11 protein-coding genes are annotated in these 12,434 nt (G+C 58.5%); 8 read left to right on the top strand and 3 right to left on the bottom strand.

What is annotated here, in order from left to right:
- Positions 1–6: 6 nt before the first annotated feature.
- Complete coding sequence (locus NA78x_RS24805) at positions 7–456, bottom strand: hypothetical protein (protein WP_425615075.1); 450 nt, start codon at positions 454–456, stop codon at positions 7–9.
- 267 nt (positions 457–723) lie between these two features.
- Here NA78x_RS24805 and NA78x_RS24800 point away from each other — a divergent pair, with 267 nt between their 5' ends.
- The 7 genes from NA78x_RS24800 to NA78x_RS24770 all read left to right on the top strand — a co-directional run bounded on the left by NA78x_RS24800 (position 724) and on the right by NA78x_RS24770 (position 9,541).
- Complete coding sequence (locus NA78x_RS24800; RefSeq protein WP_425615074.1) at positions 724–3,483, top strand: PA14 domain-containing protein; 2,760 nt, start codon at positions 724–726, stop codon at positions 3,481–3,483.
- A 61-nt stretch (positions 3,484–3,544) separates the two neighbouring features.
- A complete protein-coding gene (locus NA78x_RS24795) occupies positions 3,545–5,032 on the top strand; it encodes a DUF7133 domain-containing protein (protein WP_425615073.1) in 1,488 nt (495 codons plus the stop codon).
- An 11-nt stretch (positions 5,033–5,043) separates the two neighbouring features.
- Positions 5,044–5,496, top strand: coding sequence for a hypothetical protein (locus NA78x_RS24790; RefSeq protein WP_425615072.1), 453 nt, complete (start codon positions 5,044–5,046; stop codon positions 5,494–5,496).
- A 75-nt stretch (positions 5,497–5,571) separates the two neighbouring features.
- On the top strand, positions 5,572–6,513 hold the full coding sequence (locus NA78x_RS24785) for a DUF1559 domain-containing protein (RefSeq protein ID WP_425615071.1): 942 nt from the start codon (positions 5,572–5,574) through the stop codon (positions 6,511–6,513).
- 364 nt (positions 6,514–6,877) lie between these two features.
- Entirely contained in the window at positions 6,878–7,429 is a 552-nt protein-coding gene (locus NA78x_RS24780) for an RNA recognition motif domain-containing protein (protein ID WP_425615070.1), read from the top strand.
- 132 nt (positions 7,430–7,561) lie between these two features.
- Positions 7,562–8,032 (top strand): 6,7-dimethyl-8-ribityllumazine synthase, encoded by a 471-nt coding sequence (gene ribH / locus NA78x_RS24775; protein ID WP_425615069.1) that lies wholly within the window; start codon positions 7,562–7,564, stop codon positions 8,030–8,032.
- A 174-nt stretch (positions 8,033–8,206) separates the two neighbouring features.
- Positions 8,207–9,541, top strand: a complete 1,335-nt coding sequence (locus tag NA78x_RS24770; RefSeq protein WP_425615068.1) for a TMEM143 family protein — start codon at positions 8,207–8,209, stop codon at positions 9,539–9,541.
- A 16-nt stretch (positions 9,542–9,557) separates the two neighbouring features.
- Here NA78x_RS24770 and NA78x_RS24765 read toward each other — a convergent pair whose 3' ends face one another.
- Together NA78x_RS24765 and moaC are read right to left on the bottom strand one after the other, a co-directional pair.
- The gene (locus NA78x_RS24765) at positions 9,558–10,559 is read right to left on the bottom strand and encodes a polyprenyl synthetase family protein (RefSeq protein WP_425615067.1); all 1,002 of its coding nucleotides are present in this window, start codon (positions 10,557–10,559) and stop codon (positions 9,558–9,560) included.
- Between the two features lie 20 nt (positions 10,560–10,579).
- Positions 10,580–11,119: a cyclic pyranopterin monophosphate synthase MoaC gene (gene moaC / locus NA78x_RS24760; protein WP_425615066.1), complete on the bottom strand. Its 540-nt coding sequence runs from the start codon at positions 11,117–11,119 to the stop codon at positions 10,580–10,582.
- A gap of 199 nt (positions 11,120–11,318) precedes the next feature.
- Between moaC and NA78x_RS24755 the strand changes: the two genes are divergently transcribed.
- Positions 11,319–11,654: a DUF3817 domain-containing protein gene (locus NA78x_RS24755; RefSeq protein ID WP_425615065.1), complete on the top strand. Its 336-nt coding sequence runs from the start codon at positions 11,319–11,321 to the stop codon at positions 11,652–11,654.
- Positions 11,655–12,434 lie beyond the last annotated feature (780 nt).

The following is a 12,434-nucleotide window of genomic DNA, read 5'->3' as shown; positions in this document are numbered from 1 at the left end:
AAACTGTCAGGTGTCGTACTCGCCGCTGGACCAAGGCGGCCAGAAGCACATGTAGTTGCCGGGCTCGACAATCACGCTCCAGTCCTCGCCGGCTTCGTCGGGCTCCTGCGGAATAAAACCGAACTCGACCCCAAAGCGTTCGATCTGGAACGGCGCGACCTTGATCTTGCGGAACTTGACCGGGCCCAACGAGGCCAGCAATTCGTCTCGGCGAGCCGCGCAGGCAGTTTCGTCCAGCGTCGCCCGCGTGCCCACATCCTCGATGGTCGCTGTTTTCAGCGCACCCGCTTTGTCGAACAAGTAGAGGGCAATGAACTCTCGTCCTGGATTGCCACTGCTGGCCGGCACAAAGGGGGTCGTCAAAAAGAATTGATCGCCCTCCTTGGTATGCCCAACGTGTTTCGCGTAGTAGTCGTCGTGATCCAAGGCAACGAGCTTGGGCGGTCCTTTAGGCATCAGCTGACTCCCGTTCAAATGCGGCAAGAGTGTGATCGCGGCCCGCGATTGTAGACGGTGCTTTCGAGCGGAATCAACTTTGGGAAGTAGCCGCGATACGAGCAACGGAGCCAATTTTCAGCTGCGGATAGTTGACACTGGGGTTGTCGGCCACGCATGATTGGAGGCCCGCAACGCGACAGCCTCGAATGAAAATACTGCTTCCGTTGAAAACAGGCTGATTCCGCGCCGCCCGCCTTTTGCTGCCCTTCCCAGCTGGAGTTGCCCATGCCAGGTCGTGTGTTTCGTTCCCTGCTCACCGTCGGTTTGCTGGCGTCGGCCTCCGCAGTTCAGCTCTTTGCGGCTGATGTGCCGCCGCGCGTGATCCCTTTCGAGCGTTACCACGCCACCGCGAAAGATCAAATCGCGGCCGGTAATCTGTTGCTGGGCGAGCTCAACTGCACTGCGTGCCATACCGCTGACAAATCGCTGGCCGAGCACATTCAGAAGAAGCCGGCGCCGGTGCTGGATACGCTGGGCAACCGCGTACGCCCTGAGTACCTGCTCAAGTTCCTGATGGATCCGCAGGCCGTAAAGCCGGGCACGACCATGCCCAACGCCTTGGCCGGCATCCCCGAAGGTGGCCGGAAAGAAGTCGTCGAAGCGATCGTTCAGTTTCTGGCCACAACGGGCAACACGACAGAAGTGGCTCCGCTCCGGGGTGGTGCCGCACGCGGCGAAGCCCTCTATCACTCGGTTGGCTGTCTCGCCTGTCATGATCCGCGTCCAGCCGAGAACCCACCAGCCGCGTTGCCAACTTCCATTCCGATCGGCATCCCCTCGCGCAAGTACACGCTTCCCGGTTTGACCGAGTTTCTGCAAAACCCGCTTATCGTCCGACCCGGCGGCCGGATGCCACACTTGAACCTGAACTCCGCCGATGCCCGCGATGTGGCTTCGTTCCTGCTCAACGATTTGGACATGGCTGCTGGCCTGCAGTATTCGTACTACGAAGGAACCTGGGACAAGCTGCCCGACTTCAGCACGCTGAAGCCCAAAGAAACCGGCGATGCCGAAGGCTTCGATCTAAAAGTGGCCAAGCGCAAAGACAACTTCGCCTTGCGTTTTGATGGCACCATCAAACTCGATACCGATGTCGACTATTTGTTTCTGATTGGCTCCGATGATGGCTCGCGGCTGATCATCGACGGCAAGACCATCATCGAGAACGACGGTATTCATCCCTTCAGCCAGAAGCGCAAGCCGCTGAAGTTGAAGGCGGGCCTGCACAACGTAGTCGTCGAATACTTTGAGCAGGGTGGCGGAGAAGAGTTGCAAGTATTGTTCGAAGCCAAGGGGAAACCACCGCAGGATCTGGCTACGCTGATCGTCATTCCCGAACCCAAGGAGCCAAAGCCCAAGCCTGAAGCATTCGTGCGGAAGCCGGAGTTGGTCGAGAAGGGACGTGAGTACTTCACGACGCTGGGTTGTGCCTCTTGCCATTCGCTAAAGCAGGATGGCAAACAAGTCGCGGCCAAACCGATAAACATGGCGGCCGCATTAGCTGAGCTAAAAGGCGCTGGCGGCTGCTTGAATGCCAGTTCCGATAAATCGCCTCGCTACGCGCTTGATACTCGTCAGCAGAGTGCTCTGCTGGCTGCGTTAGCTGCAGCCAACAAGCCCGTGACCGAACTCGCCGGCCAGCAACTCGTCGACCTGAACCTGATTCGCTTCAACTGCATCTCGTGCCATACCCGCGGTGAGTTGGGTGGCGTCGAAGAAAGCCGCAATCCGCACTTCAAATCCGATATGCCCGAAATGGGCGACGAAGGTCGCATTCCTCCTTCACTCACCGGCGCAGGTGCCAAGCTCAAGAGTGAATGGATCAAGACCGTCATGGACCAAGGGGCCAAAGACCGTCCCTACATGTTCACCCGCATGCCTCGCTTTGGTTTGAAGAACGTCGAGAGTCTCGTTGCCGGGATTGAATCAACCGACGCCAACCTCGTTAAACCAGTTGCAGCCGCCGAGATCGATCCGGAAGACAAGAAATTCAAGGCAGTCGGCCGTCAACTCGTCGGCGGACAAGGGATGTCGTGCATCAAGTGCCACACCTTTGCCAATAAGAAGTCAACGGGCATTCAGGCTCTCAGCCTGACGACGATGACCAAGCGGTTGCGTCCGGAGTGGTTCCATCACTATCTGATCAACCCACAAGCCTATCGACCGGGCACGCGCATGCCCGCTGGCTGGCCCAACGGTGAATCGCAACTGCCGAAGATTCTCGAAGGGAATACAACCAAGCAGATTGCTGCAATCTGGTCGTACCTGTCGGATGGTGACAAGGCCAGCTTGCCCTCGGGGCTGGTGACCGGAGCGATCGAACTGATCGCCTTTGACGAAGCAATCATGTATCGCAACTTCATTGAAGGCGCTGGCGCTCGCGCGATCGGTGTTGGTTATCCCGAGAAGCTGAATCTCGCCTTTGATGCCAATAACCTGCGGCTGGCGATGATCTGGCACAACGGCTTCATGGACGCTTCGCGGCATTGGACCGGCCGCGGTGTTGGCTACGAACCGCCGCTCGGCGACAACGTCGTCAAGTTGCCCGATGGTGCTCCGTTCGCCGTGCTCAAGAGTTCTACCGATGCCTGGCCGACGGAAAAACCAAAGGATCTGGGCTATCAGTTCGAAGGTTATCGCCTCGAAGCCAAACGACAGCCCACCTTCTTGTACGCCCTTAACGGGATCGAGATCGAAGATCATCCAGCGCCGGCAGGCGAGCCAGGAGTGTACGTCCTCCAGCGGAAGTTCACCTTCAAAGCCCGCGAAGGTGCTGAAGTCCCTGCCGAGTTGCAGTATCGCGCCGTGGTCGCTGACAAGATCGAAGCCGTCGATGGCGGCTTCAAAATCAACGGCCAGTGGACTCTGCGAGTTCGCACTGATCAAAAAGGTATCGTGCGGCAAAGTAACAACAAGAGTGAACTGCTCATTCCCGTCCGCTTCGCCAATCGAGAAGCGAACCTCACGATTGAATACGACTGGTAATGTTGGCGGTCGTTGCGGAGTCGGTTCTTCACTTGCCTTCAATCATTCGGAAATAAGCTCTATGCCACGCTTCAAACTCTCATACTTGTTCGCCCTGCTCGGCACGCTGCTGGTTGCCTCGCTGGCCAATGCCCAGATGCCCAAGGAAGAAGACTATTATCAAATCGTCCGCTTCCCCGTCCCGGAATACATCAGCTTGGAAGCTGGTGGTCTGGAATGGCTGCCCGACGGCAAGCTGGCAATTTCAACTCGCCGGGGCGACATCTTTTTGCTCGACGAACCGCTGACAAAGGATCCCGAGCAAGCGTCGTTTTCGAAGTACGCCGGTGGCTTGCACGAAGTGCTCGGTTTGTCGCTCAATAAGGACGGCTGGCTCTATGCCACCCAGCGGTGCGAAGTCACCAAGATCAAAGATGAAGACAAAGACGGTCGGGCTGACATCTTCAAGACGGTTAGCGATGGCTGGGAGATCAACGGCGACTATCACGAGTACGCCTTTGGTTCCAAGTTCGACAAGGACGGCAACTTGTGGGTGGTCCTCTGCTTGACCGGCTCGTTCGATAGCAAAAACAAGTATCGAGGCTGGTGTCTGCGCATCACGCCCGATGGCAAAGTCATTCCGACGTGCAGCGGTGTTCGCTCGCCCGGCGGTATCGGCATGAATGCAGCTGGCGATATGTTCTATACCGACAATCAAGGTCCCTGGAACGGTGCCTGCAGCCTGAAGCACCTGAAGCCCGGCAAGTTCGTCGGCCATCCTGGCGGCAATGGCTGGTACTCGGAAACCAACGGTGTGATGGGGCCGCGTCCGGAAGATCCGAAGAGTGGCAGCCGGATGATGGTCGAAGCCAAGCGTATTCCGGAACTGGAACCACCAGCTGTTTACTTTCCCTACAACAAAATGGGGCAATCGGCTGCGGGTATTGCGACGGATGTTTCCGGCGGCAAGTTCGGTCCGTTCAAAGACCAACTCTTCGTCGGCGATCAGACACACAGTACGGTAATGCGAGTCTGCTTGGAGAAAGTGAAAGATCACTATCAAGGTGCTTGCTTCCCGTTCCGTTCTGGCATGGGTTCTGGTTCGCTGTCGTTGCTCTTCAACAAAGATGGCTCGCTGTTTGTGGGCGGTACAAATCGAGGTTGGGGCTCGCGTGGCACTCAGCCCCATTCGCTCGATCGCCTGGTGTGGACGGGCAAGACGCCGTTCGAGATTCTCGAAATGCACGCCCAGCACGATGGCTTCGAACTGACCTTCACCGAGAAGGTTGATCCCAAAACCGCTGGCGATCCAAAGTCGTACAAGCTGTCGACGTACACGTACATTTATCAGCAAGCCTACGGCAGCCCCGAAGTCGATCAGACCACGCCCGAAATTACCAAGGTCGAAGTCTCGCCCGATGGTCTAAAGGCCCGGCTGTTCGTCACCGGATTGCAGGAAGGTCATGTGCACGAGTTGCAAGCAGCGGGTGTCACCTCCGCCGCTGGTTTGCCGTTACTCCACAACATGGCGTATTACACACTTAACTACATTCCCGACGCTCCCAAGTAGCTCTCCCAAAAATGAACCGCTTCATCCTCTCCCTGCTAGTTATCACCCTCCTGCTCGTTTCCGGCTGTGGTCCTCGCGGTCCCGTGGTCGTGCCCGTTACCGGCACTGTCACTCTTGACGGCACGCCCGTCGAAGGGGCCAGCGTCATGTTTATGCCAGTTGCGGCCGGCGCTGCTCCAGCCGGGGGCACGCTTCCGGCTGTGGGCAAGACAGACAAGGACGGCAAGTTCGAACTGGAAACCGATGGCAAGAAGGGAGCCGTCGAAGGAGATTACGCCGTGGTTGTCAGCAAGATCACCATGGAGGGAATCAAAGTCAACGAAGATGGCACCTCCGGCGAAGCTGGTACCATGCGGACGACCTATCACCTGCCGGTAAAGTACGGCAAAAAGGAATCGTCCGGTTTCCAGCAAGCGGTAAAGAAGGGGATGCCCGCCGTTGATTTGAAGCTATCGAAGAACTGACCTCGTCAGTAAAATGAATGACGGTCCGCGTGATTTGTGCGACTCGTTTCGCCACCTCTCCAATCACTTGCTCCCATGAAAAATCCATCTCGCCGCGCATTTACCCTCGTCGAACTTCTGGTCGTGATCGCCATCATCGGCGTCTTGGTCGCGCTGCTCTTGCCGGCCGTTCAAGCCGCTCGTGAAGCCGCGAGGCGAACGCAGTGCGTCAACAACCTCAAGCAGATTGGCATCGCGCTTCACAACTACTCCGATACGCTGCGCACATTGCCACCCGGTTCGATTTGGATTTCCAGTGCCGCACCAAATAACGCCAATAATCGCGGCCCGATCTTGATTCATATTTTGCCCTTCCTTGAGCAACAATCTCTGTACGAGAAGTTCGATTTCAACTCGGTTCCGGACAATCAGACTTTGCCCGGTGGCGCATTGATCGCGGCGACAAAGCTCAAAGTTTATACGTGCCCGAGCGACAAGAATTCCGGCTTGCTCAACGGTCGGGCGATTCACAACTACACGGCCAGTTGCGGCCCGACCGGTCATTCCGATAGCCCTTCGTGTTCGTGTTCGACCGGCGCAAGTTGGGTGGCGTACGCCATCGTGCCCCACGGTGATCCGGCACCTCAGCAGAATGGCGCTGGTGCCTTTTATCGCCAAGGACGCGTAACTCGACTTGCAGAAGTCACCGATGGTTTATCGCAGACGATCTTCTTTGGCGAAGTCCGCCGCGATTGTTCGATTCACGTGAACGGCGGTTGGGCTGGCTCGAACAACGCGAATGGATTGACGTCGACGATCGTCCCCATCAACGCCGATAGCTGCAACAACGCTTCGACCGACAACTGCAAACGTCCTTGCAATTGGAACATGGAATTGGGATTCAAGTCGTTGCATCCCGGCGGTGCCAACTTTCTCTTCGGTGATGGTTCTGTCCGCTTTTTGCAACAGAATATTGACCACGACAACTACCAAGCACTTGGCGGCAAGTCGGACGGCAAGAGCGCGATTGTGCCCTAGCTGCCACTGGTCAAGAATCTCTTCGCGTGACTCTTCAAAGCCACAAAATGTGCCTGGCTTTGTGGCTTTCCAGGACCGGCAATTTTTGCCGGACTTGCTCTTTTTGCCGCTTTCGCTAGCGGTTATATTTCCCCCCAATGCTGGAACAGTTGCCGCGCGGGTTATGGACCGAGGCGGCGACGTGGGATTGTTGGTTCGCTTGTCCAAGAGCCTTTTTTGTTTGTCGACCGGGTCTGCTTCCAATCGCCGAACGACAGGGTCCAAGGAGAATCGACGTGTGCCTCACCGCGTAGGATGCGGTTTCAGGTAACTGTTCGTCGGCACGCATTGGAATGTTTTGGGATTACTGTTACAGGACCTGTGTATGAAGCGGATTTATGTGGGCAATTTGCCCTGGTCGTACTCCTCGTCGGACTTGGAGACCATGTTTGGCGAGTTCGGCCAGGTTGCAGCGGCCGAAGTGATTATGGATCGTGAAACCGGCCGCTCGCGCGGGTTCGGATTCGTCCAAATGGCCAACGATGCCGACTGCGAACCAGCCATCGAAGCTCTCAACGGACAAGATTGCAACGGTCGCCCTCTCGTCGTGAACGAAGCTCGTGAACGCAGCTCGGGTGGAGGCGGCGGTGGCGGCGGACGTGGTTACGGTGGTGGTGGAGGTGGCGGCGGCTATGGTGGTGGTCGCGGTGGATATGGCGGCGGTGGTGGAGGAGGAGGTAGTTACGGCGGTGGCGGAGGTGGCGGCGGTGGAGGCCGTGAATCTCGCGGCAGCTACGGCGGTGGCGGCCGTGATGGTGGTGGTCGCGATGGCGGATACGGTGGTGGAGGTGGCGGTGGTTACGGCGGTGGAGGTGGCGGTGGTTACGGCGGTGGCCGTGATCGCGATGGGGGCGGCGGCGGCGGTCGTCGCTACTAAGCGGCGACGGGTGCCATAGGCCCCAGCCAGCGAGCCCTGCTCGCGGTAGAATAGAGAAATCCTCTGCGGCACGGCAGTCAATGCTGTGCCGCGTTCATTTGGTGACGGTCTCGATTCGAAAGTCTTCCTCACATGCCTCGCACCTTTGATGGAGCCAGCGGTCCTGTTTCCGGTCGGTTCGCCATTGTCGTCTCTCGCTACAACGAGAACGTCACGGGCAAGCTGCTGCAGGGAGCGATCGACACGCTGACGCAAGCGGGCATTGCCGATGGCGACATCGACGTCGCCTGGGTTCCTGGCGCGTGGGAGATTCCGCTCATCGCCCAGCGCATGGCAGAGTCCGGCCACTACGCGGCTGTGCTGAATCTGGGTGCTGTCATTCGCGGCGAAACCACCCACGACGAGCACATCAATCGCCAGGTGAGTTTGAGCCTGGGCGAACTTTCGCTGGTCACTGGCGTGCCGATGCTCTTCGGCGTACTCACGGTCAATTCGCTCGAGCAGGCCATTCATCGCTCGGGTGGCAATGTGGGAAACAAAGGCCACGAGTGTGCCGAAGCAGCACTGCAAATGGTTCGCCTGCTGGCACAATTGCCCGTGTAGCAAGCTTTCGCTGCTTCGCTGGCCAACGCAGTTTGCCGGCTTGGTTTTGAAGTGTCGCTGCCGGCGGCCTTTCTGTATTCTCCCGCCTGAAATGCTGGAGCGCGGCTCGCAGGCTCGTCGATACTCGACGCGATAAGCCACCGCTGCGCCCGTACGCCAGGGAGCCTGCTGCCGATGACATCCGAACCCAATCAGCCTGCCAGCGCGCCTGCCGGCTTGCCTCCCCAAGCCAAGCGACGTGCCCCCAGCAGCGTCGCCCGCGAACTGCCGCACGACCGAGGCGCTCGGCCGCTCGAGCACTTCATTCCCATTCGCAAGGCCGACCTCGTTCGCCTGCTGCAAAACGACTCCGCCCTGGAGCTTCACGAGCGCGAGCCATTTGCCCACTTCTGCAAGCTGGTCGAAGCCACTCTCCATCACGACTTTCACAAGCACCTGGAAGAACTGAAGGACGCCTACGCGCCGTTCGATCCCGATGCCGAACCCAAGCCGCGCGAAGTGCTGACCGTTGAGCAGCGCGAAGGTCTCGCCGTCCGTCTGTTCGACCGCTTTGACGATCTCCTGCAACGCGCCAACTTCCGCCGACTCTCTGCCGACGAGTTGCAGTACTCCTTGCAAACTCACAACGAGTCCGGCGTCGAGGTTCTGGCGAATCTCGAGATCTTCGAACGGCTCGAGATCTACGTGCGCGGCGATGTCATCGGCAAGAAGACCATTCGCAACTGGGCCAAGTTCGGTCGCTGGCAAGAGACCGAAATCTGCACCTACCAGCGACTCGCCCTCATGTTCCGCTTGAAGAAAGGTGCCGCGCCGAATCAGCCTCTCGATCCTTCCGCCGTCGTACTCAAGCTCTTCAAGAACATTCCCAAGTCCGATATCGAGATGCTGTTGCCCGGCACGCAAGTGCGGATGTCGCTGCTGGACAAAGGCAAGATCTGGCTCCCTACGCTTTCCGGCGTCGGCTTCACCGCCTTCAAGCTGGTGCAAGGTGCCGCGGCGGTTGCCTTCGCCAGTCTGCAGGGAACTCTTGCCTTCCTGGCGTTGCTCAGCGGCGTCTTTGGCTACGGCCTGCGGTCGTTCTATGGCTACCTCAACACACGCGATCGGTATCATCTCAATCTCACACGCAGCTTGTACTTTCAGAATCTCGATAGCAACGCGGGCGTAATGCATCGCTTGCTGGACGAAGCCGAAGAGCAGGAATTTCGAGAGATCATCCTCGCCTGGTGGCTCTTGCGGCAGAGCGGTTTCGCAGCCGTCAGCAGCGAACAACTCGATCGCTCCGCCGAAGCCTGGCTGCACCAAAAGCTCGGGCTGCACGTCGATTTCGAAGTCAGCGATGCCCTGGGCAAGTTGCAGCGCATGGGCCTGTGCCGCGAAATGCCAGGGCACAAGTATCGCGCCGTCGATCTCGAAAGCGCACTCGTCACGCTCGACCGCGCGTGGGATCAGCAGTTCGAATTCAACCGGCAACCCGCTAGTACCATCCCACTCCGCCGCGCAGCCTGATCAATCCATACCGACCTTAGTGCGACCGCTGCACCACAAAGTCCGCGACCATCTGCAGCACGAACTTCGCCGGAGACTCTGGCAGGCAATCGAGCCGCGCTCGCGATTGAGCAGCAAACTCTTGCGCCCGCTGCTTCGCGTATTCAAGCCCACCGTAGCGATTCAAATACGGCAATAGCGTAGCCGGCGTGGCCTGTTCGCTTGTGAGCAGTTCCAGCAGCTTGCTCCGATCTTCGGGCGAGGCCTCACGCAGTGTGTGAATAAGCGGCAGCGTCGGCTTTTGCTTTTCCAGATCGGTTCCCAGCGACTTGCCCGTGGCTCCTTCTTCACCTTCCAGGTCCAGCAAGTCGTCAGCAATCTGAAAGGCAATTCCTAACTCGCGACCATATAGATCGAGCTGTTCAACCTTCGCTTCGGGCAGGCCAGCGAACAGCGCACCTAGCCGGCAACTGCAAGCGGTGAGCTCCGCGGTCTTGGCTTCGATCACTTGCAGATACTCTTCTTCGCCCAGGTCGAACTGCCCGCGCGTTCCCTTCTGCCGCAACTCACCTTCGCAGACAATGTTCGTCGAGTGGCCAATCAGGCGGCACCCCAACACGCTGTCGATGGTGCTGGCCAGGTGAAAGGCATGCGTGAACAGATAGTCGCCAAGGAGTACGCTGGCTTCGTTGTCCCAGCGGGCATTCACCGTCGCCAGGTGACGCCGCATCTGCGCGTTGTCGAGCACATCGTCGTGCACCAGCGTCGCCGTGTGCACCATCTCGACGACGGCCGCCAGAATCAAGTGTTCGTTGGTTACCTTGCCCGCGGCCTTGGCGGTGAGCAGCAGCAACGCCGGGCGAAGTCGCTTGCCCCCGAGCAAGCAGCCGTAGCGAACCAGTTCGTCGACATACGGATGCGGGTGATGCATCTCTCGCCGGAAGATGGCTTCGACCTGAGCCAGCTCCTCGGCGACCGGGGCGTACAGCGTTTGCAGCGCAGGCGAAAGCGTGCCGGGATCGGCGGTCAGTGTGGACATGGGTTCTGCATCCTGCCGCGTCATGATTCGTGGTCCGGCCGAAGTGCCGGTCCTTCCAGGGACTTAACCGCAGAGCTGCTGGTGGCTTCACGGACAAAATGGCCACTTCGTCCGCCGGTCTTTTCTTCCAGTTGAATCCGCTCGATCACCAGCCCGCGATCGATGGCCTTGCACATGTCGTAAATGGTTAAGGCGGCTGCAGATACGGCGACCAATGCTTCCATTTCGACCCCTGTTTTGCTGGTCACCCGAGCCGTTGCCGAAATTTGCACGGCGTCGGTCCCGAGGAAGTCGAAGCCGATGGTCACCCCTTCCAGCGGCAGGGTATGGCACAGGGGAATCAGGTCGGCGGTCCGTTTGGCGGCCATGATGCCGGCCAATCGGGCCACCTCCAGCACGTTCCCCTTGCTCAGCGTCCCTTCCTTAACCCGTTGCAGCGTCGCGGGTTGCATCCGCACGATTCCGCTGGCCGTGGCGGTTCGCAGCGTGACGGCCTTGGCCGACACATCCACCATCCGGCTCCCCCCCGCTTCGTCGAAATGTGTCAGTTCATCGGCCACGGCGGCAGGGCTTACAGCGAGATAGGAGCAGAAAAACGGGGCGAAACGTCTGTTAAGAATACAGTTCCCCTTCCTAGCTGAACAGGCAGGAGGGCCACCGCCGCAGGTGTACTGACGGCCGTTGCCCAGCCCGCGAAACGCCGGCAGAATGACAGCATCTCGAGCCCCCCGAATTCCTTCCCGCAAAAAGTCGATTCGCATGTTCCACACCCCGCTCAATCGACTCCGCTGGATCGGCATCCTCGAAGGCATCTCGTACCTGGTGCTGCTGTTCATCGCCATGCCGCTCAAGTACTTCGCCGGCCAGCCCCTCGCCGTGCAAGTCGTCGGCAGCATCCACGGCGGACTCTTTATTCTGTTTGTCCTCTCGGTTCTCGAAGTCACCATCCGCCGCCCTTGGTGGTCCCCGCTGTTCTGGGGCGCTGCCGCCCTCGCGGCCCTGCTCCCCTTTGGCACCTTCGTCTTCGATCGCTGGCTGCTCCAAGTCGAACAGCAAGACAGCAACCGGCAATTAGCCGCCACCAGCGGCCGGTGAGTTGGTCGTTTGCCCTTAAGCTCGGTAATTTGCCAGTCCATTCCTCACCGCGTTGATAACCAGTTTTGATAACTTTTGCGCGATTTTTTTCGCGATAACCAATCGACTCTAACTATTTAAGCGAATTCACTTACGACGAAATGACCTAGTCATTACCCCGATTTCTTGATAACCAGTTGATAACCTCTGAACAGTCTCCTTTCGGGGGGCTGTTCAGTCCGCCCACTGCAATCACCATCAACTCCTTTACGGAAATCAATCTTCCCTAGCATCCGCTCAGCGATGCCCGACCAACCTGCCAAGTCCAACCGCTCCTTTGGTGAGCCGAGCCGCTTGCGGTCGTTGCTTCGCCGATCCAGTCCTTATGCAAAGCCCCTAAACTTCCAGTTGCCAAAGCCTGTCGGCTCATTCCGCAGCACCGTCGGTGCGCTGGATACCAGCGCCGACCGCAGGTCTGGAAATGAGATCAAACGCACCGCCGAGGGCCAACGGCCCGCCCGATCAATGCGCGCGGGTGCCCGTCGTTCTGCGCATCAGAACGCAGTGAAGCGCGCGCACTCCCGGCCCTCGCTCTTGGCCACAACAATCGCACAACACTCCCGCCATTTGCGCAAAGTGGTGATTCATTGTCAATGATCTCAAGAATTATTTACTCTGAAAACTCGACGACATACGACGTCAATTTTTCACGCCTATCAGCCCAGGTGAATGCAAACTTGAAGTGCAACGCAGAAGTGCCAGCAGGTGCCGCTAACAGGTGTCAGACAGCATTTTTGCGGT

It is taken from the genome of Anatilimnocola aquadivae (assembly GCF_049819085.1).
Taxonomy (GTDB): domain Bacteria; phylum Planctomycetota; class Planctomycetia; order Pirellulales; family Pirellulaceae; genus Anatilimnocola.
Note: the sequence above shows the minus strand (reverse complement) of the source record. Positions and strands in the feature narration are given on the sequence as shown.